Source organism: Legionella stuttgartensis, assembly GCF_977063405.2.
Genome location: NZ_CDRUHA020000011.1, coordinates 388,303 through 409,892 on the forward strand (window position 1 = coordinate 388,303; position 21,590 = coordinate 409,892).

Sequence of the window (21,590 nt, forward strand, 5' to 3'; positions counted from 1 at the left end):
CAACAGCGGATACTTAAGAGCAAAACGCATAAAATATTTACAAAACTCCATTCATCAAGTACTATGAATATAGGCTTCATGGGACGCCTATACCCACAAAAGAGGATCTCACCCTGGTTAGTAATTGATTTATTAATTATTCATTAACCTTTTTGTTGCTAGAGAAGTGGGTGTCTGGCGATAGCAAAGGGGATTCACATGAATAAGCTGCACCCATCATTTAGCGTTGAAGAATGTAAAGTTCAAGCTTCTATTTTATTAAAATCGTTACGCGCTACCAATCAGACAACAGTACAAAACGCCGCAAAACGTTTTCAAAATTTACCTGAGTTTAGAAATTGTTCTCTTGAAGAAATAATTCACGCCGATATTAAGCGTAAACATGCACTTGCTGTTATCGCCCTTGGAAAAGGTTTTAGTTCTTGGAGCGATTTAAAATGTCAATTGCCATTCATTCGTGGCGGATTTCTTAATGTATGGTTTGCACATTATACCGAAGCTAAATCGCATCAGCACGCACAAGGGGGCTTCTTATTACCCTATAAAAATCAATTTTTTATTTGTGATGCGGACTATATTCGTAATCTTGGCTTTAATCCTGAGGATCAGGATTGGAAGTTAATAGGATATGATTGGGTTAATCCAGAAAGCAAAGAGGCTTGGAAAAGACTGTATAAAAAATGGATGGAAATCCAAAGACAATAATAAATTTGATAAATTTTGAACCAATACTCTTGCAGTAGGAAAAAAAATTAACATAGAATGGTTTATGTTTCTTGTTAAGGGGTTATGGATGACCTATTTGAAGCACATTACCATTCTTGTTAATACTTTATTGTTAACTCAGGGATTATGTTTTGCGAAAACACATATAGAAACGAGGATATGCGATGCGAGTATTTATAATCCCTGTATTGTGCAAGACACTGAATTTTCATCTTCTTCATTAAAATGGTTACGTGATGCCTCAATGATTGCTAATGTGTATCAAGGGAATACAATAGGCATTAACGAATTGACCATTTCTGGTAGTGAAGAGCCAAGCGAAAAGGGATGGAAAGATATTTCTGATTATATAGTCAGACATGGGCATTTAAAGGGTAAACCAGTCGTGGTGTTGGACCTTCGTCAGGAAAGCCATGGCTATCTTAACGGCAGAGCGATTACCTTAGTAAGTGAATACGATTGGATCAATCGCGGAAAAACAAATGATCAAAGTCTCACAGATCAAGAAAATTGGTTGAATTCATTAAAAACTCAGAAAAAGATAAGCGGAATTTTATCTTCACAACAGTTTGCTGCTAAGGATTTTTCCAGTGGTAAAAACATCTCGGTAAAAAAGATAAAAAATGAAGCGGAATTAGTTTCAAGATTGGGTTTTGAATATCATCGCGTATACGTTACAGATCATAGTGCACCGTCCGATTCAGAAGTGGATACATTTCTAACCATAATAAAAAATGCGCCTAAAGATACATGGTTTCACATCCATTGTAGAGGAGGAAAAGGGCGGACAACGAGCTTTTTTGTGATGTACGATATGTTAAAAAATGCAGACAAAGTGAGTTTCGAAGAAATTATCGCGCGACACGCTTCAATACCGCCTTATTATAATTTGTTTGAAGTCAATCGAGCAGAGCCTTCCCTTACACCTTATTATAAGCAGAGAGTTTTATTCCTTGCTCATTTTTATCGGTTTGCTCAACAGCGTTTGAAGGGGTATCAAGGAACGTGGAGGCAATGGAATATGAGTAATTCTGAAGGGTTTGATAAGGTTTAATTTGTCCCTCACCCTCTCCCAAAAAAGAGATAGAGGATTTTTTTAGAAGTTCCGTTTTCCCCGGCTAGGAGAGCAAATAGAAATCTCCCTTCTCTCTATGGGGGAGAAGGTGTCCGTAAGGACGGATGAGGGCTAGAGGTTTATAAAAAATAATTGATGCCTTACCAGAGAGAATAATATTGAACAATAATGCAATAAACCTCAGCCGCAAATTGATAAGATATGGCGTTTTTTTATTTTTATTAGGATTAATAACCGGCTTTATATTACCTTTAATGCATAATCCTAGAATGGGGCTTTCCAGCCATCTTGAAGGAGTACTCAATGGTATTTTCTTAATTCTATTAGGATTAATCTGGCCTCAATTAAACTTATCAACATATATACAAAGTTATGGATTCATTCTCTCCCTATTTGGTACCTATACCAATTGGGCAACCACTTTGTTAGCGGGCATCTGGGGGGCAGGTGCAGGAATGATGCCAATTGCTGGAGGTGGTTTTCATGGGATAGGCTGGCAAGAAGTGCTCATTAAATTGGGATTAATTTCTTTGTCGTTTGCAATGCTTATTGTCTGTGGCATAGTACTTTGGGGTCTGAGAGACCCAGTTTGCAAAAAAAGCGAAGAAGAGTTCTAACACGATACTCTTCTGCTATTAGTTTTATAATTTGATACCCTGACAAGGAGCTATCAGCTCCATATGAGTTCCTTCAAGTTATTTTTGTGTGGAGGTAGTCGTATACCATTTATCCCCACGGATGACTTGTTCCCACCAAGAGGGCATTGTTGACTCATTCATTTCTTGCCATTGTACAGGGTGTAACACCAAAGCATCAGCCATTCGTTTTGATAAATCATACATGGCAATTCGTTTAGGAAGAGAGTCTGTCTCCCATTCAATAATTGCTTGCTGAAAATCATCATATTTCCTGAGATGTTCGCTAAGGCTAAATGCATCCTGAATGGCTAAGGAAGCACCATTTCCGACATGGGGGCGTAATATGGTACTTGCGTCCCCCAATAACAGAGCTCCGTGAGTCACAAGACGATGAACACAGACATCAACAATTTTCTGCATAAAAGGAGATTGGGTATCAAGGATTATTTGTGCTGCCGCCTGAGGTAATTTTTCATGTGCTAATTGATAAAGATGTTCTTTTGCTTTTACAGAGAAGTCGATTAAAGAGGTTGAACCCAAGTCTTGTAGATCTTCAAGTGTTATTTTTTCGTAAAAAACCCAGTTTAATTTATTTGTTTGGTGATGATATACCGGATAAGTTAATAAATGTCCTTTATTAAAACAGTAATAAAGTCCTTGCTCATTAAAAAGCGCTTGATTTTTTATTCGTTCAAATTCTAGGGTACCCCGCCAAGCAACATAACCTGAATATTCTGGTTTAACATTGGATATCAATGATCTACCTACAGATTGAATCCCATCTGCAAAAACAATTAAATCAAATTGCAGTGTTTCGCCAGATTCTAAAGTAATTTGTCCAGGACCCTTATCCTTGAGTTGTACGTCCACGACTTTAACGCCAGAGCGGTATATCGGCTCGGGTATCCTTTTTCTTAAATTAGTAAATAAAGTATCCCAGTGCAGGCTTGCCATAGAAATTCCCTGCTGCCATAAAAATTTTCCATAAACAGATTCATTATCTGCTTGGCAATAAAAACTGCGTGCGGTACATGTATGAGATAATGTGTCTTGATCAATAAGATTTTTGGCGAGTAGAGCGTTCAGCAATTCGATAGAAATCGTAATTCCCGCTCCACGCGAATGTAAATTATCTACTTGCTCAAAAACCGTAACTTGGAATTGATCTTTTAATAATAAGGCCAGGGCGCAACCTGCTATAGAACCACCAATAATACCGACTTTCAATGTAATTTCTTCCTGGAAATTGAATGAATACAGTGGATTATATAAAGTAATCAAACAAAATCAATAAAGACCAATTAAACGCACAGGAGCTTCAGTTAAACCAGCAATTTTCATAGGCAAAACCATGCTGAAAGCTCCTGAAGCAGGTAATTTGTTTGCATTAAAAATATTTTCAACAATGTATTTTTTGTTTTCGAGCATAATTTGGTGAACGATATAGTCATTTTCTGGTCTATCTGGGGATAAGGTATCAATACCAATACCTGCGCAATTTCGTTCTACTAATAATTGAGCGGCTTCTTTGCTAACGCAGGGAAAAATTAAATTATTCCTATATTGCTTCGCATCATGCCAATGTCTTTCCCATCCAGTATAAAAAATAACGAAAGTATGTTCTGCTATTGCGCCATGGATTTTCTCGAAATTCAGAATGTCGTTCAGAGCAATGCTATAGCACTCATGTGATTGATGACTTACATCAATCACCACACATTGAGTAATCAAATGATGGTCAACAAGATTTAGCTCCGCAACATGAAGCCCATTTTTGATGCAATGTGCAGGGGCATCAATATGAGTGCCAATTCCTGCGGGCATGCTGATTTCTTGTACCTTAAATTGAACAGTAGTAGAACATTCTTCGTAATTCAGAATTGTTTTATGGTTAAACCCACAGCCAACGTCCCATGAGGGACTCTCGATAGTAAGAGTATGTGTTAAGTCAATGATCTTAAATGGAAGAGTCATTAGATTCTCAGGAAAGCAATATATTCATATGTTTTGCCATAATTTCAGGAAAAGGAAAATAGTTATTCATTTTTCTTATGAATAGTTTCTTGTGATTAAAACACCTGGATGCTGGGGTAGGGGCATAACTTAATGTTATTAAATAAAATATACTCAAGTTCTGATTGCCGCGCGCTTTATGCGCGGCTCATAGGCAAGGTATGGGCTCATTAAATATGAGCCACAAAGCGCAGAATTCCATTTGTACCTTGAGGACGATTTCTGGCATCTTGTTCAGAGTAGACATTAAAAAAGATAAAATGGTTTTTGCTAAGACTATAGACCATACCAGGACCAATCGCCCAAACACTTTCTTTACGACCTGGGAAGCCAACCCCATTAACCAAGGTGTCTGTAATCTGATTAAAAAAGTAGCCATTAACGCCCACAGTAAACTTCTCTATTATTGCGTAACCTACAGCAATGTCTGCAAAAATAGCCTGTCCTGCTTGGATAGATGAAACATTTGGTCCAAAGGCAACATTAGGAGTATGATTGACATCATTCCACAGATAATGAAATCGCGCAGACGTAGATAATTTAGGGGTCATCCAAAAGGTAAAAGCCCAATAGGGATTTATAGACCAGAAGCGGCTGCTGGCATTAATTGCATTAATGCTACTGTATCGTCCTATTGGAGCGACAATATCCAGTTCGAGGCGCGAAACAAATAAAGGTCCTTTGCCATCTTTTCGCATAATCGGAGCAAATTGCAGTGCAGGCCCAATCCACAAATCACCTGGGCCATTTTCTGCTTTTAATACTGTATTCCCCAATCCATCATCTACACGGTCATTAACTACCCAAGGTAATAGCGTAGAAAAACCTAAATTAGCTCCGAAAATTTTTATTGTTGTAACATAAATAAGCTGGGTTATATTTGCAACCACATCAAGATCAGTACGGGGCAGGGGAAGTTTGTTACCCTTGTTGTCGTTAAAGCGATTGGAGGTGTAGTATTGTAAATAATCTTGGAAGTAAAAGCCTGGTCCAGAAGGCGGACTTCCATCATAAAAACTTGTATAACCGAGATTCACAACCGGTTCATCGTAAGCTAGTGCTGATGATGCCAACAATAAGATTACTAAACTAAAACAAGAATGCAGTATCCCTTTCCATTGCATAAAAAATTGTCCTTTCTAAATCAGTCTCTTTTCGAGACTTGCTCGGTTGCTATGTTCTATTATATTGGTGCGGTGCTGAAATTGAAGAAATATTAGCTTGCTCGCTTCTCAGTGTTTTGCTGTGGAAGATCCCGATCATTCTTTTTGTATGTTTATTTTGCATAATTAAGTCATAATTCTATGATGCATCATGAAATTATGTCTGATTTATACAAGAAGAACAATATGAAAAAAAATTGATTTTTTCATATGAATCAATGAGTAAACGTAATGAGAGAATTTAATAAAATGAGTCCCATAGTTTTTATAGAAAATCCAAGTGAAGAAGATCATGGCGCTATATGCAAGGGAATTGATCAGTATGCAGCTCAACTCGGCCTTGCTGGAACAGGCGGTTATTTTTATGTGGCGTACGATGATGAGAACAACATAATTGCCGCAATCTCTGGTTTTGATAACTTTGGACCAGCGGAAATAGGTGGTTTATGGGTCGATGAACGGTATCGAGAGCAAGGCTATGGAAAAGCCCTACTTGCTAAAGCAGAAGAGTGGGCGAAACATAAAGGATGCAAGATGATGAGCGTATTTACATTAAAAGATTGGCCAGCATGTTCTTGGTATCAAAAGTTGGGTTTTGTTATCGAGTATGAGCGGCCTGGTCATGCAAATGACTCCATAGGGTGTTATTTGATAAAAAAACTCTAATTTTTTATTGATATTGGTACTCGAGGAGGTAAATATGATGCGTACCGCATTTATAGGTCTGGATTATATTATTGATATTATGCATCCACAAGGCAAGATTGCGCGTTCGGCAGCGCATGCCCAGCAACGTGATATAATTAAAAAGGTAAATAAAGCTCTTGAAATTGCAAAGTTAAAAAATTGGTTAACCATAATGGTAAAAGTTGGTTTTAGTGCACATTATACGGAACAACCAAAGAACTCACCTATCTTTGGTAAGGTTCATGAATTGGACGCACTAAAGCTTGGCTCCAAAGGAACCGAATTTCATCCAGAATTACAGATTGGTAATAGTTTAATAATAGTCAAACCAAGAGTTAGCGCATTTTATGGAACGGCTCTTGATTCAGCGTTACGAGCAAATCAAATTGAACGAGTGATACTAGGGGGTGTAAGTACTTCCTGGGCAGTTCAAAGCACGGCTCGCGATGCTCATGATCGGGATTATAAAGTGTGTATCGTTGAGGATATTTGTGCGGCAGCAAATCAGGAGGAACATCAAGGCTCCATCCAATTAATGGAAAAAATAGCGCAAATTGTCACCGTAAATGAATTAAAAGGTATCTAATGCATGTTATTTCTAAGACAATACAAGCACTAAAAGATGAAATTCAGATTGGATCTTTGCTGCGAGGGATCATTGTATTGTTGCCCTTTGCCCTTCTTTATTTGACTACCAATAATCCGATTTGGCTTCAATCTTCTGTTTTAACTATGTCGACCCTTATTGTAGAAGAACGACTTGAGTTGACTGCATTAGGGGTGTTACTTCATGGTTGTATGATCATTGTAATGTTTTATTTACTTTTTCTAACTCAACTTATGCCAGTGCTGTATATTGTCTCATGTACCCTCGCGGCTACGACAGTAATTTTGGTGACGATGAAGGGGGAGAAATTGCGTCCTTTAGGGAGTTGGACTTTTATTCCGGCCATAATTCTTGCTACAGAGTTTGCTGCGGAAACTAATCCTACAGAAATGTTACATCGGGCTCCTCAATTTTTACCTTATTTATTGATCGCATTAGTCCCTACTTTATTGCTTGCTCAATTTGATGAAATAAGCGCATATTACAAAAAACGAGAGATTCATTACCATCCATTGCGATTGGGAGGTTTAAATGATTTTGGAGCGCAAAATCCTTATGTTGAAAGTATGATCGCTATGGCAATCGCCGTTTGTATTTCAGCATTTCTGGTTGAATATTTTCACATGCAAAACGGTCAGTGGATGATTTGGGGGACTGCCAGTGTGGTTACTGGTAACGTAACGACCTCACCACAAAAATTGAGTCAACGCGTTATCGGGGTATCATTAGGTGTCCCCTTAGGCATTATATTCGGACTGATTCTACCCAGTACGCCTTTTGATTTGACCCTTGCCATTTGTGGCATTTTCTTAACTTTGGTTGCCTTCCGTCGTTATGTCATTGCATATTTTTTCCGCTGTTTCTTTGTTGCAACAACAGTGATGTTAGTCACTCATTCAGCCAGTGTCGCATCAGAACGCTTGACGCATGTTATATTGGGTGGACTCATAGGGTTCGGCTCAGTGATATTTTGTCATCTCGCTCAAACGTATTTGGTGAAAAAATAAAATCAAAACGTAAACTTAGCTGAGTTTTTACGATCATTTGTCTTTGTGTCGCCGCTGTATTTTAGCAAATTTCTTCTGTATTATTTTAAAGATCATCTGCAATACACCTTACAGGAGGTACCCATGCGTAGAATTGGTTTTTCAAAGTCTCTTAGTGCTGCTTTATTGACTTTTTTTATTCTTCCGACGCCCTCATTGGCAGCACAAAAATCTCATCTACGTGGAGAACGTTATTGTGAGATTATTATTTCTAAAAGCCTCAGTGAGTACGCGGTATACAATACAATCGGTCTTAATGATTGCCCACAAAAAATTTGGGAAAAAATAACCACTGAAGATGTAAAAAAAGAAACGAGATCTACTCACGTACATTTAAATGGTCCTCGCTACTGGATGATAGATGGGATGCAAAACTCCAATTTAGTGAACTCTAATGTCAAAACATTTAACGGGTTAGCTATGCGAGAGGCGGGTATACTCCATATTCCTTTAAAAGATTTATTATTAGATGCTCCTTATCGGCCTCTGGATGTTGCGCGTAAAACCACATGGATCTATGAAGGTGGAAAACCTGTTTATGAACTTATTGACCCTGATGGTAATGTGTTTGTAATGCAATCCTATAGTGTTCAAAAAATCCCACAAACCAAGCAATCTCTGTCGCAATTGGGCTCAAAATTGAAGTTGCCTGCTAATTGGCAATTTAAAACCGGAGTTCTTAAAAAAACGGATACTGTGCAAGCGATTAATGATATGGCGGTGGTTGTTCAAGACAACTTTTTAAACACCTATCAAAAAGCGACTCATGATTTGCTTGCAGACAAGTAAGTTCATGAGAGCTATCAACTTTAAAGTTGATGCGTATTATCTAAATATTCGTATTTTGGAACGATCTAGAGTTTAATGCTCATTGTTTGATAATGAGCCTTTCTGCGCTTGTTACAATAACCCAAATCCTTTATTTCCAAGCTAGAATTTCTGGGGATTTACGTGAAACCTCAGATGGTTCACCAGCTGGAATCCCTACAATAATTGGGGCAATTGCTGTGATATCAGAGGGAAGATTGAGTTTCATTTTCCACTCTGGAGTATTCAAAGTTGAAACAGCAAGGCCAATAACACAAGTACCTAGTCCTTGAGCACAAGCAGTCAACATTAGGTTTTCAGCCGCTAACCAACAATCAGCAGCTACAAAAGGACCATGTAATTTGCTGTAAATAACAATAAGGGTACTTGCATTATAAAACGCATGAAAATCAGGATTATTAACCAGTTCTTGCAGATATTTCATTTGCATTTTGGAATAATTATGGGCTTCAGTATAAATCAAGGCTTTCACGCTGTCTGATAAGCGATTTAAGATATCCTGATCTTGAATTATCACAAAGGACCAGGGTTCTTCATGCATCGCAGTAGGTGCTTGTACTGCAGCATCAAGCAATGAATGAATGAGCGCTTGATCCAGTTTTTGCGGTTTATAATTACGTACAGCGCGACGTTTATAGATTGCGTCAATTTCACTCATTAGGGCCGTTTCTTCCTTAACTTTTTTTGAAGTAGCCATAATTCTCTCCACATAAACCCCGTGACTTATATAGTTTTTTCATAACATCTTCTGGTTCTTAAATTCTGGTTCATCTTCCTACTTTGTCAAGTTTAATACTTAGAATTTCTGATGCACACAGTTCTTATCAAATAGATTATTTGCTTGTATAATAAATGGATATTTTGTTTATTTATAAGATTAAGAATGTCTTTTAAAGAATTAATGGAAATTGAGCGGTTAAAACTGAATGAGATCAGCGAACCAAAACAACGCGTTGAGCTTTTGACAACGATTCACCAAGTCTATATAAAAGAAATTAATTGTCTCATAGAACAATTAAACCAAAGCCAAGAGGATGAACGCAGCAAACTATTAAAGCAAATTAAAGAAACAGACCAACTCTATCTTGAATTAAAAGGGATTCAAATTACTGGTCATTTCTTATTTAGTCGTCATGGAAAATGCAGCGGTTGGGAACAAAAGAAATTTGGTTTAAGCCCCAATGCTGCTCTTTCTGAAGAAGCTGAACGAAACATGGAACAAACCAGTCAATCCACTAGTGACTTATTATTTTATTCAACAAGTGAGCGGCCTTTGTCAATTGCCATTTCACCGATGAATCGAGCACTGCAAACCGCTGGATGGGTGATTCCTAAGGAAATTAAAAATGCAAGAATCGCTGTTCTGCCTTTTTTGGCAGAAAACAGTAATGCACCCTCCGGCTATGATGTTCGTTCAATTGCTGATATGCAGAAATTATATGACAAGCTCTCTTTTTGGACATCCCCTATCAAAAAGCTTCTTTTAAAACTGTCCTTATGGATTTATAGTGAGGAAGACTTTGTTAGGCTTTATGAAAAGAGAAAACATGCGGCTGAAAAAATACAGGAGCATGGTAATAAGATTCTTCTCGAGGAACATGATGATGTGTACCAAGATTTGGATTACGCGGCTGACAAAATAGAAGAGACTAATATTTTTATTAGAAACCTGGAACAGCAAGATTGTTGGTTGTTTGGACATGGAAAAAATTTCAAAGCCTTTTTTCAAACAGTTTTAGGTATCACATTAGATTTTGATTATGGTGAAACACGCCGTGTTTATAAGATAGAAGATGAGGATCATAAATCGTCATTATTTGCTCCTCCCTATGTGATGCTCATTGATCAAGAAACGGGAAAAATAAAAGGAAAATATACTGGGGAAATTGGCACCTCCCTACAACTGGAGTCTGTAACTTCATCAGTTTCATCCAAGGAAGAGGCATACCCCAATGTATCAACGGCTATAGCCAATTTAGGGATGCCTATTCCAACAGCAGAAAACGAAATAGAACAATCGATTACCCCTTCAATTAGTATTGAGAGACCTACCGAATCAAAAACACAACATCAGGAGAGTCAGCCTCTAATCGTGAAAAATTTCTAATAGGGACACACAGATTTGATAGCAACTTTATAATCAGATTTATGTAATTATAAAATGATGCTAAAGTTTCTATGAAACTCAGCTTAATAAGGTACTTGGGAATATCATGTATGATGCGATTATCTTTGATTTTGACGGTGTTATTTTAGATAGTGAGCCCATTCATTATGACGCCTGTTGTTATGTTCTTAAGCCCCTAGGAATAAGCATAAGTTATTCTGAATATATGGAAAACTATTTAGGTCTAGCCGATAAAGATCTGTTCCCTAAGCTATTGCACAATAAGGGTGTTAGTAGTTCTGATACGGAAACTAAACGTTTGATTCAACAGAAATCCGAGGTCTACGTTCATATTATTAATACCTGCAACCCGTTGCCGCTGATTGTAGACTTTGAACAATTTATTTTTAAAATAGCTTCTAAAGTAAATAAAATTGCCATTTGTAGTGGATCCAGCCGTAGTGAAATATCGGCAGTACTTTCTAGAGTCAGACAGGGTAAATTGCAGGCTTATTTTGATGCAATTGTGACAACCGAGGACGTACAAAGCGGAAAGCCATCTCCTGAAGGGTATTTATTAGCGGCGACACGTCTCAATGTGATCCCAGGACGTTGTTTAGTCATCGAAGATACACTGCATGGAATAAAGGCAGCTAAAGCGGCCGGAATGCAGGTAATTGGTTTGACCACAACATATGGTCGAAATCAGTTTTTGCTTGCAGATCAAGTCATTACAGGTTATCGACAATTATTAAGCAGGGTGTGGTAAATTTCGTTATTGATTGGCTAACCAATCCTCGTAGGTGAGAGCAAAACGAAAATGATCACACCATATGCCATTAATTTTTAAGTATCTTGGTGAAAACCCTTCCTTGAGAAAACCATTTTGGGTGGCTAGGTGGATGGATGCAGTATTGGTTGGTTGAATGTTTGCTTCAATCCGATGCAGTTTTAGTTCTAAGAAAATTTCTTTTAAAACCAGCTTTAATGCCTGACTCATTAAGCCTTGGCCCGCATAAGTTACTGATGCAAAATATCCCATATAGGCGCTTTGAAATACGCCTTGAATTATTTCATTAATATTGAAGACACCGATAATGTGATCGTGTTGATTTAATGCCAAAAAGCATCGACGATCCTCGTGCTCGAATTTTTGTATATAGGCTTGGAATTCTTCACGAGTTTGGGGTGCAGTAACAAAAGGGTAGTGGAAGTTCCGGCTTTTTTGCATGGTCAAGAGAAAATTCGCTTCATCATATTGATTTAATTGGCGCAGGTATATCTTGTTTGTACTGTGCATGGGCGATAGGCATCTTGAGAAATAGGAAATTCTACCACAGTTCTTATTGTCAAGAATTAAGGGTAACTCTTAATTTGAAACACTCTATTTTTTGGAGTAAGATTGCGCGAAAAAATAACAGCTTATAATAATCATGCCAATCATTGTCAATTTATCATCCATACATGCTTTGCATCATATAAGTACATGTATACAATCATTTGAAGATATTTGCGATGATTAATCTACAGACTATTTTTAGTTCATGCTCGAGTTTCTTTCAGTCATGGACAGATTATGCTTAGGCATTATGCTATTTTTATTCTTAATCGGGAATTCAATGAGTATGATTATGGATATAGTAACTATAGAACAGCCTGAATACCGTCAGGTTCTAAAAAGTAACGCCCAAGAGGTTCAGTTTCCTTTAAGTCAAGCAGATAAAGATTTAATCACTGCTATGAAAAGTAAATTGTATGAGTTAGGTGGTGTTGGTTTGGCGGCTCCCCAGGTTAATTTTCCAAGAAGAATCATTACCGTATACATTCCTGAAGAGGCAACTTTATTAAGGGATAATGTTAAAAAATTCTATTCTATGCATGCGATGATTAATCCAAGCTATGAGCCAGTGTCAGGTTCTGTCATGCATCATGATTTCGAAGGGTGTTATTCTGTTTCCAGCAAATCAGGAAAGGTCCCTCGATATGAGCAAATTACAGTGAGCTATTATGATGAGTCAGGCCAGTTTCATCAGAATATGGAGGAAGGATTTTATGCTCGGGTTTTACAGCATGAAATTGATCATTTAAATGGCTTTTTAATTCTCGATCGTCTTACTCCAGATTGCATCCAAGGTTCTCTTGAAGAAATGATGGCTTTGCGGCGAGAGTCCTTGCCTCCAGAAAAAAGAGCTATCTTTGATCAGGTGATGGCGCGTAAGGCAAAAAAATAGGTTTGAATTTAAAGCTCAAATTACATTGCATTGCTCGTAGGATACGAAGGGTTTCTCTTTAATAACTCAGCTAAATTTTGAGCGGTAAGTTGAGCTTTTGCTTGTTCATAGCCTGCTTCGGTAATTTCTTTGTATTTTTTAAAATCCAAAATACCGAACTGGTCTACTTTTAAAGTAATACCATAGTCTGCCATGGCCATCATTTTTGCCGTATTTTGATGGGAGCTGATGGTTAATAATCGCAACACCAACTCACCTAAATTAATGGGCAATATTGATTCTTTCCCCATGAATTTGTTGTAAAGCAACTTCCAACCTGAAAGTGAATAAGGTATTGGCGTTAATTTGAAGAGGCTACTATTATTATTCACATTCGAAGCAATAATTTTACTACTGTGAGAATACCGTCTCATGACATCAGTAGGTATGTTATTCAATACTCCACCATCAATAAGCAGTTTGTCATTAAATGATACCGGTGGGTAGATAAAGGGTAAGGATATACTCGAGCGAATTGATTCCCATAACCGTCCTCTATCATGAATATATAAATTTTTGCTGATTAAGTCCGTTGAGACACAAAAGTAGTTCAGCCACAAATCTTCAATTTGACTGTCCTCACCATAGAGTTCAATTAAGCTGTCTGTGGCTCTTCTGCCGGTAGCAATTGCAATATATGGGAAGGTAAAATCAATTTTCGCTCCTTTGATTAAATATTCTTCTACATATTTTAAGAGCTCACTCGAAGAATATCCCTTCGCTAAAACAGCGGCAAGCATTGCACCCATACTTGTTCCGGCAATGTAATCTACCGGTATTCCCCGTTCTTCTAATAAGCGATAAACACCGATGTGCGCAAGACCGCGTGCTCCACCACCGCTGAGAACTAAAGAAATGGTATTGTCAGTGAAGATTCGCATCATGCGAGAAATACCTTCATCTGTATTGCTTCGAACATGAAAATGGCCATTTACGGCTCGTTTTTCTAGCCAGTTTTTAGTATTTCTAGGTGGGTTTGCAGTTTGGTGAAGAAGTACTAATACATTTCGTTTAATAAAATTATGTTGCATATTTAACATGTAATGCTCTACTTCAGATAAGTCAGCTTCATGTTCTTCGGCAAGCGCTAAATAGGCGAGCGAATCTGCTTGACGGGCACAAAATTTAGTCCAATTTGTTATTGTTTCATCGGCTAGATAAAAAATAAAAGAGTACTCTTTTTCGAGCTGGTTAATCCATAAAATTCCCTCATTACTCATATTCCCATTGTCATCTAAGAGGTCTTGTCTTTTCTCTAAGCAACTACTGGTTAATAAAAGAATTTTTTCCCCATAAGAAAAACGAAAAATCATTTCTTGTAATTGAAATTCGAGGTCTTTTATGGGTTGTATAGGAATTAAAGCAATTGATTTATTCCGTGAGGAGGCAGCATGCATTCCCTGTAGTGAATCGGTTAATCGCTTAATTGTGAATTGAGTTATTTTATTAAGTAGTTCTGGATAGGATCTACATAATTTTAAAAAATTTTTCTTCGATAATTTCAAGATGATGCTGTCGCGTAATGTATAGACATTAGCAGAGCGGGGCAAATCAGATAAAAGAGCCATTTCACCGATGATTGCGCCCTCATGTAACTCGCCTTGAAACGTCACATTCCCTTCGGAATCTGTTACCTGATAGTAAAGGCGGCCTTTAATTAGAATGTAAAGATCATTCATGTTTTCCCCTTTTTGAATCAAAAGGGAATCAGCAGTTCGAGATTCTATCTCCAAAACACGGGAAAGTTTTGAAAGACATGCTTCGCTCATGAAACTAAAAGGCTCATGTTGCTGAATGAATTCAAAAATCTCTTTTGGTGTGAATAGGGGTTGATTCATATTTTATTATTAATAGTCCGCTAATTATCCTTAATTATAGACATGTTTTTAATTAAGGGTGCCTTGCAAGGATAAAGCCTTTAAATAATAATCTTTAATTTATAAGTTATTCTTTTTACCAGGGAAAAGGAGAAAGGGAGCGTGTCACATAATTACAGTGAGTTTGATGCTGATGAACGAACTGGAACAGACTTGCGTATCGCGGTTCTGGGTATCTGTCTGCTTGCTTGTGCCTTATTTGCCCTAACCATGTTTCTTGATGTCCAGGCTCATAAGGGTAATATCAAATACCCAGGCTGGATTTCAATAGGTGATGTTGATGATGCCAGAGTGATGCTTGTTGCAATTATTGGTGCAGTGAGTACCGTTCTGGGCCTTGTTTTTTCTGTTGTACTTCTGGTGTTATCCATGGCATCAACTCAGTTTGGCCCTCGTCTTTTACGTCGATTTATCATTGAGCAGAATGGACAAGGAACAATAGGCCTATTCTCATCTACGTTTCTTTTTAGTTTATTTACCTTAGTCGTCGTTCGGTATCAGGATGGACATGAATTTGTACCTCATTTGACTACGTTAACTGCTGTTTTGATGATGATTCTCTCATTTGCAGCACTGATTAATTTTAGCCAAAATATCCGCAAAGAGATTCAAACCGGAAATTTGATTGCTAAAGTTGATGAAGATTTGTCTCGGGTAATTACTAACTATGTCGCATTGAGGAAGGAGCGCACCAAGGAAAGTGCAAATATCGCAGCAGAGGAGCATCCTGAGGTATTACGTAAACGCTCATTGGATGAGGGATATTCAGTTCTTGCTAGTAATCCAGGCTATTTACAGTCAATCAATTATAGTAAGTTAATCAAAGCTGCTACACGTGAAGATGCGGTGATTATTTTAAAAGTTCGCCCAGGTCATTTTGTCATTACTGATACAACCCTGGCTGAGATTATCCCCAAGGAAAAAGGTCATATTTTAATAAAAACCATCCATGACACTTTGCGCATAGGACCAAATCGAACATTATCACAAGATCCGGAATTTGCTATTGCCCAAATTGTTGAAATTGGGACTCGTGCTTTGGGAGATGCAATTAATGATACTTTTACCGGGGTTGCGTGTGTTGATTGGCTTACTAACAATATTAGTGTTTTAGTTGATCTGCCTGAAACTGGGGAATCTTGGCAAGATGAAGCAGGGCGTACTCGACTTATTGAAGTGCCTGTACAATTTTCCCGTCTCGTTGGTGCCGCATTTGATATGATTCGAGAGTCAGGGGGAAGTAATCCGGCAATTCTAATACGGATGTTGCAAAACTTTACCCGCATCGCACCTCATTTGCGCAGCGATAAGCAACGTGTTGCGATTCTGCGTCAGGTAACAGCAATTAGAGAGTTTGTCGATTTACACCCATTTACGCGCACCGACATGAAGGACATGATCGAAATTTATGATAAAGCGTGTGCTGCATTGAAGATTACACTTTAAGGAAAACCATTATTTTTCAAAGGTGAACTTGACAAAATTAAATTTTACTTCCTAAAATGCAAGTGGCTAAATTATATTTTGCCTATAGCTTATTTAACTAACTCTAAAAGGAATTAAGTAAATGAACAAATTACAATTAACTGGCGTTGCTTTAGCAATTGGTGCTGCTTCTATGTTTGCTATTGCTCCTGCTTTTGCAGCAGATGATGCTGCTGCTGGTATGGTAAAATGCCAAGGTGGTAACACTTGTAAAGGACAAGGCGCTTGCAAAACTGCTGACAATGCTTGCAAAGGCCAAAATGCTTGCAAAGGCAAGGGAATCGCTGAAATGACTAAAGAAGACTGCCAAAAAGCTGGTGGTACTGTAGCTCAATAATTTCAATTGAGTTTCGCATTATTCCAGGTATGCAAATGCATGCCTGGTTTTATCTATTCCTCGGATTTAATGTATGGAAAGCCCAAAATATAAAGTGACTAAAAAAATGCCTTTCTTAGGGTTTGGATTGGGATTACGACCCGATTATTATGAAGAAATCTTGCAGCAAAAGCCTAATTTAGATTGGTTTGAGATACTCACTGAAAATTATATGGTTCCGGGCGGAAAGCCACTTTATTATCTTGACCAAATACGATCCCATTATCCCATCGTAATGCATGGTGTATCCCTTTCATTAGGAAGTACTGATCCACTGGATAGTGATTATTTAAAGCAATTAAAGAAACTCGCAACTCGAATTGAACCCGTATGGATTTCTGATCATTTATGCTGGACAGGTGTTAACGGAATTAATGCACATGATTTGTTACCTATACCCTATACACGCGAAGCTGTAAGTCACATTGTATCGAGAATCCAACAAGTACAAGATTTTTTAGGACGGCCCATTTTAATTGAAAACGTTTCCAGTTATCTAACATACAAACAATCTGAAATGTCGGAGTGGGAATTTATCCTGGAAATTGTAAAACAAGCGGATTGTTATATTTTATTAGACGTGAATAACGTTTATGTCAGTTCGGTCAACCATCAGTTTAATCCAATGGATTATATTTTTGCCATGCCTCCTGAGCGTGTCGCCCAAATCCATTTAGCAGGACATTCGAATCATGGGAATTACATTATTGATACGCATGATGCACCCGTAATTCAACCCGTTTGGGATCTTTACGCTGCAACATTACAGCGTTTGGGGCCAATATCGTCAATGATTGAACGGGATGATAACATGCCTCCTTTTGCAGAGTTGCTTGCGGAAATCAATCATGCAAGGCGGATTGCTGAATCAATTTTGATTGAGGAGGTGCATGTATGAGTGGACTTTTACAGTTAGAAGATCAATTTCAAAAATTTCTATTATCAGGTCAGGCAGCAATTCGTGAGTCCATTGTGCAAACTGAATTGGTTTCGGTAGATACTCGTTTAAGCATATATCGTGATGCGTACAAACTTCGACTTATTGAAAGTTTGAGTATTAATTTTCCTGCCCTATATGCTTATTTAGGGACTGAGGAATTTAACACGTTAGCAACTTATTATATTGACGCCCACCCTTCTTCTTATCGTTCAATTCGCTGGTATGGTGATTTATTATCTGATTTCATTAAACACAATTACTCGCAATATCCTTATTTAGCAGAACTCGCTGATTTTGAATGGAAAATGAACTGGGCTTTTGATGCTGCTGATGACCAGGTTGTACGGGTTGAGGATATGGCTACTATTCCTCCTGAGGCGTGGGCGAATTTACAATTTGTGCTTCATCCATCCCTACAAAAAATCAATTACTCATGGAACATCATTCCCCTTTGGCAGGCTTTAGTTCATGATCGGGAACTGCCTGAATTGCAACAAAGTTCGGAGTCCACTGCTTGGGTCGTCTGGCGTGCACCAGAATATAAAATTCAATTTTACAGTTTATCTCAAGAAGAAGCTTGGGCTTTGGATGGCTTATCGCAAGGACTATCGTTTGGTGCTCTTTGTGAAGGATTATGTCAATGGATACAACCTGAAGAAGTGGGTATGACGGCTGCTTCTTATTTAAAGGGCTGGATTCAAAAGGGCATGCTATCGCAATTGCTCATTGTAAATTAGCCTACTTGTTCTTAAAACAGAATACTTACTATTGCGAGTTAACCTCTCTCGTAGCATAATATGTGAGCATCTTGTATTCCTAGATGTGAAATCGGGGGGGGAGCAAAAATCAATGTCTATGAGTAAAACTGAAAGTAGCAAGGAACAATCCACGGCTAATCTCAGCCCCGAAGATAACCTTATTATAGAGTTGCAAGAAAGAATAATCGATAATCCTGCCAAAGGTAATTGTGGTTATTATGCCTTCGCAATTGGTTTAATTAATATTATTCAACAAGAAGGAAATGGAATAACTTTTTACAAATGGACTCAATTGGACCCCTCAATAACAGATTATTATGAGGCCATTTGCAAATTTGATTTTGACAAACCTGATAACAAATTACTCGAAGTATTGCAAAGAGCATTAAGATTAATGACTTATAATTTGCAGATCGACGAATTACGCTGGGCATGCACATCGGCGCAAAAAAATGATGAATATAGAGCATTAGTAGCAATAAGTACCTATAGAAAATTTGCTGAAATGTATCATGGAACTGATTTAGATCCCCGTTTCAACCAATTTCTTTCATCCGCTGCCATTAAAGAAGCGTTTAAAAAAATTAATCATTCCAGCATTGTGGAGGAACACGAAGCATTGGTGTTGGTACCATTATTTATCTCATTAATTTATGGTGAAGAGGTCGCTCCAGGGACTATTACACTCTTGACCGAACCTAAATTTAATTCCCCAGTAATTCAGGCATTACAAAACATTACTCAAGATTCTGTTTGGGCAACTCATTTGGAACTGGATTATTTAGCTAATGCATTTGAGGTGAATCTGCATACGTTGGAAAATGGGATGCAGCGATATGAATACCAGGATATACCTTCGCAACATACTATTACGCTAAATAACCAGAATAATATTCATTGGACTACAAAAGTAGCAATAACTAAATCCCGAAAAGCTTCCGCTCAATCTCACGATTCCTCTGGAGTTACTTCGCTCGGTTTAAACAGAAAGAACATAAAAAGTTTGGACTCGGAACCTCATGTCCAAAATCAAACTGGGAAAGAGAAAGATACGGTTACATTAACTGTTCTAGATGTAGACTCACAGAAAAAGAAACCGGGTGTTCAAGGTAAAATTCAGCCTGTACGAATGAATGTTGCAAAAGGGCATAACAAAAAGCCGAGTAGACCCCAAGATTTTTCTGATAAACGCAATTTTTTCAGTCAACGTGAAGAGATACCCTTGGAGTTGATGACTTCAAAAGCAGAGCAAAGAGAATTGAATCGGTTAATCCGAATAGTAAATAGAGCGGTCCTGGACTATTGTTCTTACAGTGAAGGAATTTTTTTTTCAATTTTTCATAGACATAGTAATTCCGGTAGGGTACGAGCTCGGAATTTTAATGGTGAGTTCACTAAGTTTAATGATGGGTTATCTAAGACTGGTGGAGAATTTGTTGCTGAAACATCTCTTACTCAAGCCAAAAAAATGCTAATTGATTATCTACGCGATAGTAAAAACGGTAACACTCATCCGCATTCATTTAGGACGATGCTCTTACAGGGTTTATTAAAAGATATATTAAAAAGAGAAATGAATCTTAAAGATATTTCTAAAAATTATTCTGATATATTGGCCGAATTTCAAGAGTTGTTAATTCCAGATGCGGCGTACCAATATAGTTGATTAGGGTTTGTAACCTGAATGTAAAATTCAGGTTACTTTCTATTTGCCCAAAGTTCGCTTTCGATTTAGTAAAGTAAGAACAGGAGGTAATAGAGAGATGAAAATAATGCCGTAAATTACTATCGAGAAATTTTCTTTAACTATGGGAATTGAACCTAGGAAGTAACCTAAACTCAATAGGCTTAGGATCCATATTAAGGCGCTTACTAAATTGTAAAGGGTAAAATGAAGAACACGCATCGAGCCTATACCCGCAACAAAAGGAGCGAAAGTACGTATGATTGGAAGGAAACGGGCAAAAATGATCGTTTTACCTCCGTGTTTTTCATAAAATGCATGAGTTTCTTGTAAGTGTTTTTTATTAAGTAACCAGGACTTATCAGCAGAAAAAATTCTTGGTCCGAGTAAGCGTCCAATCATAAAATTGATTTGATTTCCTAAAACTGAAGCAAGAAAAAGTAGGAAAAATAAAATCGAAATATTTAATGGGTTTCCAGCTTGGGCTGAAATACTCCCTGCAGCAAAAAGCAAGGAATCACCTGGTAAAAATGGGGTCACTATTAGCCCTGTTTCACAGAAAATCACCGCAAATAAAAGCAAATAGGTCCAAAAACCATAAGTTGAAACGATGGTATTTAAATAGACATCAATATGAATTATGTAATCAAAAATAGAGTTCAAATGCATTTTATGTAACATTGGATTAAATAGAGTAAATATTTTTACACACTTATTTGTTAATTAATATAAATTTTATATCTTAAGGGGAATTTGCTTTGCTATTCTTTTATAAAATACTATTACAAGGAGTATGATGAAGACTTTATTTCATCTTGCGTTTCCAGTGCATGATCTCGCCTTAGCGAAACAGTTTTATCATCATCAATTAGGTTTTTCATTAGGACGTGAATCCGAACATGCATTGATTTTAGAATTTGGTAATCATCAAGTTGTTGCCCATAAAATTGACACTATTCTTCCCCCACAAGAGGGCATCTATCCGAGACATTTTGGTTTAATTTTTCTTGAGCGAGATGAGTTTGATGCCTTTGTGGAACATCTTAAAAAGGAACAGATTTCTTTTGAGATTCCATTGAAAATACGTTTTAAAGATACTCGAATTGAACATGAATCTTTTTTCTTGAAAGATCCCAGCAATAATTTGCTGGAATTTAAATATTACCAATTTGGATCAGCCATTTTTGGTGAAAAAGATTATAAAAGAATTGGCGAGTCATCTTCTCAGGAATGAGGGTAATGACAGAAAATCGTTGTCTGGTGAAACGAAGCGGGACCCTGGGCTTTATTTTTAAACGGTAGACCAAAAA

Annotated in this window: 23 protein-coding genes; 16 read left to right on the top strand and 7 right to left on the bottom strand. The window is 37.5% G+C overall.

The genetic code is table 11. The features are described 5' to 3' along the window. The first annotated feature begins 198 nt into the window (after positions 1 to 198). From ACWTEW_RS03990 to ACWTEW_RS04000, 3 genes are all read left to right on the top strand, one after another. On the top strand, positions 199 to 705 hold the full coding sequence (locus ACWTEW_RS03990; RefSeq protein WP_454780469.1) for a hypothetical protein: 507 nt from the start codon (positions 199 to 201) through the stop codon (positions 703 to 705). 88 nt (positions 706 to 793) lie between these two features. Further along, positions 794 to 1,780 (top strand): phosphatase domain-containing putative toxin, encoded by a 987-nt coding sequence (locus ACWTEW_RS03995; RefSeq protein ID WP_454780470.1) that lies wholly within the window; start codon positions 794 to 796, stop codon positions 1,778 to 1,780. 179 nt (positions 1,781 to 1,959) lie between these two features. Then, the gene (locus ACWTEW_RS04000) at positions 1,960 to 2,418 is read left to right on the top strand and encodes a hypothetical protein (protein ID WP_454780471.1); all 459 of its coding nucleotides are present in this window, start codon (positions 1,960 to 1,962) and stop codon (positions 2,416 to 2,418) included. Positions 2,419 to 2,496: 78 nt separating this feature from the next. Here the strand turns inward: ACWTEW_RS04000 and ACWTEW_RS04005 are convergent, their stop codons facing one another. The 3 genes from ACWTEW_RS04005 to ACWTEW_RS04015 form a co-directional block, all read right to left on the bottom strand. After that, positions 2,497 to 3,666, bottom strand: coding sequence for an FAD binding domain-containing protein (locus tag ACWTEW_RS04005; protein ID WP_483099560.1), 1,170 nt, complete (start codon positions 3,664 to 3,666; stop codon positions 2,497 to 2,499). A 60-nt stretch (positions 3,667 to 3,726) separates the two neighbouring features. Next, positions 3,727 to 4,413: a cyclase family protein gene (locus ACWTEW_RS04010; RefSeq protein WP_454780473.1), complete on the bottom strand. Its 687-nt coding sequence runs from the start codon at positions 4,411 to 4,413 to the stop codon at positions 3,727 to 3,729. 209 nt (positions 4,414 to 4,622) lie between these two features. Continuing rightward, positions 4,623 to 5,576, bottom strand: coding sequence for a SphA family protein (locus ACWTEW_RS04015; RefSeq protein ID WP_454780474.1), 954 nt, complete (start codon positions 5,574 to 5,576; stop codon positions 4,623 to 4,625). Positions 5,577 to 5,846: 270 nt separating this feature from the next. Here ACWTEW_RS04015 and ACWTEW_RS04020 point away from each other — a divergent pair, with 270 nt between their 5' ends. From ACWTEW_RS04020 to ACWTEW_RS04035, 4 genes are all read left to right on the top strand, one after another. After that, the gene (locus ACWTEW_RS04020; protein ID WP_454780475.1) at positions 5,847 to 6,281 is read left to right on the top strand and encodes a GNAT family N-acetyltransferase; all 435 of its coding nucleotides are present in this window, start codon (positions 5,847 to 5,849) and stop codon (positions 6,279 to 6,281) included. A 34-nt stretch (positions 6,282 to 6,315) separates the two neighbouring features. Continuing rightward, complete coding sequence (locus tag ACWTEW_RS04025) at positions 6,316 to 6,888, top strand: cysteine hydrolase family protein (RefSeq protein ID WP_454780476.1); 573 nt, start codon at positions 6,316 to 6,318, stop codon at positions 6,886 to 6,888. Continuing rightward, the gene (locus tag ACWTEW_RS04030; RefSeq protein ID WP_454780477.1) at positions 6,888 to 7,916 is read left to right on the top strand and encodes an FUSC family protein; all 1,029 of its coding nucleotides are present in this window, start codon (positions 6,888 to 6,890) and stop codon (positions 7,914 to 7,916) included. The genes ACWTEW_RS04025 and ACWTEW_RS04030 overlap by 1 nt, the downstream gene beginning before the upstream one ends. Before the next feature lie 123 nt (positions 7,917 to 8,039). Continuing rightward, complete coding sequence (locus tag ACWTEW_RS04035) at positions 8,040 to 8,744, top strand: hypothetical protein (RefSeq protein ID WP_454780478.1); 705 nt, start codon at positions 8,040 to 8,042, stop codon at positions 8,742 to 8,744. A 130-nt stretch (positions 8,745 to 8,874) separates the two neighbouring features. Here ACWTEW_RS04035 and ACWTEW_RS04040 read toward each other — a convergent pair whose 3' ends face one another. Then, positions 8,875 to 9,480, bottom strand: a complete 606-nt coding sequence (locus tag ACWTEW_RS04040) for a nitroreductase family protein (RefSeq protein WP_454780479.1) — start codon at positions 9,478 to 9,480, stop codon at positions 8,875 to 8,877. Between the two features lie 186 nt (positions 9,481 to 9,666). Between ACWTEW_RS04040 and ACWTEW_RS04045 the strand changes: the two genes are divergently transcribed. Together ACWTEW_RS04045 and ACWTEW_RS04050 are read left to right on the top strand one after the other, a co-directional pair. Further along, positions 9,667 to 10,890 carry a histidine phosphatase family protein gene (locus ACWTEW_RS04045; protein WP_454780480.1) on the top strand — a complete coding sequence of 408 codons (1,224 nt, stop codon included), beginning with the start codon at positions 9,667 to 9,669 and terminating at the stop codon, positions 10,888 to 10,890. A 106-nt stretch (positions 10,891 to 10,996) separates the two neighbouring features. Further along, positions 10,997 to 11,659: an HAD family hydrolase gene (locus tag ACWTEW_RS04050; RefSeq protein ID WP_454780481.1), complete on the top strand. Its 663-nt coding sequence runs from the start codon at positions 10,997 to 10,999 to the stop codon at positions 11,657 to 11,659. Positions 11,660 to 11,665: 6 nt separating this feature from the next. Here the strand turns inward: ACWTEW_RS04050 and ACWTEW_RS04055 are convergent, their stop codons facing one another. Beyond that, a complete protein-coding gene (locus ACWTEW_RS04055; protein WP_454780482.1) occupies positions 11,666 to 12,190 on the bottom strand; it encodes a GNAT family N-acetyltransferase in 525 nt (174 codons plus the stop codon). A gap of 325 nt (positions 12,191 to 12,515) precedes the next feature. Here ACWTEW_RS04055 and def point away from each other — a divergent pair, with 325 nt between their 5' ends. Then, a complete protein-coding gene (gene def / locus ACWTEW_RS04060; protein ID WP_454780728.1) occupies positions 12,516 to 13,121 on the top strand; it encodes a peptide deformylase in 606 nt (201 codons plus the stop codon). 20 nt (positions 13,122 to 13,141) lie between these two features. Here def and ACWTEW_RS04065 read toward each other — a convergent pair whose 3' ends face one another. Then, complete coding sequence (locus tag ACWTEW_RS04065) at positions 13,142 to 14,998, bottom strand: cyclic nucleotide-binding and patatin-like phospholipase domain-containing protein (RefSeq protein WP_454780483.1); 1,857 nt, start codon at positions 14,996 to 14,998, stop codon at positions 13,142 to 13,144. A gap of 141 nt (positions 14,999 to 15,139) precedes the next feature. Here ACWTEW_RS04065 and ACWTEW_RS04070 point away from each other — a divergent pair, with 141 nt between their 5' ends. From ACWTEW_RS04070 to ACWTEW_RS04090, 5 genes are all read left to right on the top strand, one after another. Continuing rightward, on the top strand, positions 15,140 to 16,483 hold the full coding sequence (locus ACWTEW_RS04070; RefSeq protein WP_454780484.1) for a DUF2254 domain-containing protein: 1,344 nt from the start codon (positions 15,140 to 15,142) through the stop codon (positions 16,481 to 16,483). 121 nt (positions 16,484 to 16,604) lie between these two features. Further along, positions 16,605 to 16,859, top strand: a complete 255-nt coding sequence (gene bufA2 / locus ACWTEW_RS04075; RefSeq protein ID WP_454780485.1) for a BufA2 family periplasmic bufferin-type metallophore — start codon at positions 16,605 to 16,607, stop codon at positions 16,857 to 16,859. 73 nt (positions 16,860 to 16,932) lie between these two features. Then, a complete protein-coding gene (bufB, locus tag ACWTEW_RS04080; RefSeq protein ID WP_454780486.1) occupies positions 16,933 to 17,796 on the top strand; it encodes an MNIO family bufferin maturase in 864 nt (287 codons plus the stop codon). After that, positions 17,793 to 18,575 (top strand): HvfC/BufC N-terminal domain-containing protein, encoded by a 783-nt coding sequence (locus tag ACWTEW_RS04085; RefSeq protein WP_454780487.1) that lies wholly within the window; start codon positions 17,793 to 17,795, stop codon positions 18,573 to 18,575. The genes bufB and ACWTEW_RS04085 overlap by 4 nt, the downstream gene beginning before the upstream one ends. A 112-nt stretch (positions 18,576 to 18,687) precedes the next feature. Next, positions 18,688 to 20,262 (top strand): OTU domain-containing protein, encoded by a 1,575-nt coding sequence (locus ACWTEW_RS04090; RefSeq protein ID WP_454780488.1) that lies wholly within the window; start codon positions 18,688 to 18,690, stop codon positions 20,260 to 20,262. A gap of 39 nt (positions 20,263 to 20,301) precedes the next feature. On the opposite strand, the gene ACWTEW_RS04095 is transcribed toward ACWTEW_RS04090, so the two are convergent. After that, positions 20,302 to 20,949 carry a DedA family protein gene (locus ACWTEW_RS04095; RefSeq protein ID WP_454780489.1) on the bottom strand — a complete coding sequence of 216 codons (648 nt, stop codon included), beginning with the start codon at positions 20,947 to 20,949 and terminating at the stop codon, positions 20,302 to 20,304. A 124-nt stretch (positions 20,950 to 21,073) separates the two neighbouring features. Here ACWTEW_RS04095 and ACWTEW_RS04100 point away from each other — a divergent pair, with 124 nt between their 5' ends. Beyond that, a complete protein-coding gene (locus ACWTEW_RS04100) occupies positions 21,074 to 21,514 on the top strand; it encodes a VOC family protein (RefSeq protein ID WP_454780490.1) in 441 nt (146 codons plus the stop codon). The last annotated feature ends 76 nt before the right edge of the window (positions 21,515 to 21,590 follow it).

What these genes read in the sequence shown, in the direction of transcription:
- ACWTEW_RS03990 (WP_454780469.1), top strand. Translation starts at nt 199, where the DNA reads ATGAATAAGCTGCACCCATCATTTAGCGTTGAAGAATGTAAAGTTCAA.
- ACWTEW_RS03995 (WP_454780470.1), top strand. Translation starts at nt 794, where the DNA reads ATGACCTATTTGAAGCACATTACCATTCTTGTTAATACTTTATTGTTA.
- ACWTEW_RS04010 (WP_454780473.1), bottom strand. Translation starts at nt 4,413, where the DNA reads ATGACTCTTCCATTTAAGATCATTGACTTAACACATACTCTTACTATC.
- ACWTEW_RS04015 (WP_454780474.1), bottom strand. Translation starts at nt 5,576, where the DNA reads ATGCAATGGAAAGGGATACTGCATTCTTGTTTTAGTTTAGTAATCTTA.
- ACWTEW_RS04020 (WP_454780475.1), top strand. Translation starts at nt 5,847, where the DNA reads ATGAGAGAATTTAATAAAATGAGTCCCATAGTTTTTATAGAAAATCCA.
- ACWTEW_RS04025 (WP_454780476.1), top strand. Translation starts at nt 6,316, where the DNA reads ATGATGCGTACCGCATTTATAGGTCTGGATTATATTATTGATATTATG.
- ACWTEW_RS04030 (WP_454780477.1), top strand. Translation starts at nt 6,888, where the DNA reads ATGCATGTTATTTCTAAGACAATACAAGCACTAAAAGATGAAATTCAG.
- ACWTEW_RS04035 (WP_454780478.1), top strand. Translation starts at nt 8,040, where the DNA reads ATGCGTAGAATTGGTTTTTCAAAGTCTCTTAGTGCTGCTTTATTGACT.
- ACWTEW_RS04040 (WP_454780479.1), bottom strand. Translation starts at nt 9,480, where the DNA reads ATGGCTACTTCAAAAAAAGTTAAGGAAGAAACGGCCCTAATGAGTGAA.
- ACWTEW_RS04045 (WP_454780480.1), top strand. Translation starts at nt 9,667, where the DNA reads ATGTCTTTTAAAGAATTAATGGAAATTGAGCGGTTAAAACTGAATGAG.
- ACWTEW_RS04050 (WP_454780481.1), top strand. Translation starts at nt 10,997, where the DNA reads ATGTATGATGCGATTATCTTTGATTTTGACGGTGTTATTTTAGATAGT.
- ACWTEW_RS04055 (WP_454780482.1), bottom strand. Translation starts at nt 12,190, where the DNA reads ATGCACAGTACAAACAAGATATACCTGCGCCAATTAAATCAATATGAT.
- def (WP_454780728.1), top strand. Translation starts at nt 12,516, where the DNA reads ATGATTATGGATATAGTAACTATAGAACAGCCTGAATACCGTCAGGTT.
- ACWTEW_RS04065 (WP_454780483.1), bottom strand. Translation starts at nt 14,998, where the DNA reads ATGAATCAACCCCTATTCACACCAAAAGAGATTTTTGAATTCATTCAG.
- bufA2 (WP_454780485.1), top strand. Translation starts at nt 16,605, where the DNA reads ATGAACAAATTACAATTAACTGGCGTTGCTTTAGCAATTGGTGCTGCT.
- bufB (WP_454780486.1), top strand. Translation starts at nt 16,933, where the DNA reads ATGGAAAGCCCAAAATATAAAGTGACTAAAAAAATGCCTTTCTTAGGG.
- ACWTEW_RS04085 (WP_454780487.1), top strand. Translation starts at nt 17,793, where the DNA reads ATGAGTGGACTTTTACAGTTAGAAGATCAATTTCAAAAATTTCTATTA.
- ACWTEW_RS04090 (WP_454780488.1), top strand. Translation starts at nt 18,688, where the DNA reads ATGTCTATGAGTAAAACTGAAAGTAGCAAGGAACAATCCACGGCTAAT.
- ACWTEW_RS04095 (WP_454780489.1), bottom strand. Translation starts at nt 20,949, where the DNA reads ATGCATTTGAACTCTATTTTTGATTACATAATTCATATTGATGTCTAT.
- ACWTEW_RS04100 (WP_454780490.1), top strand. Translation starts at nt 21,074, where the DNA reads ATGATGAAGACTTTATTTCATCTTGCGTTTCCAGTGCATGATCTCGCC.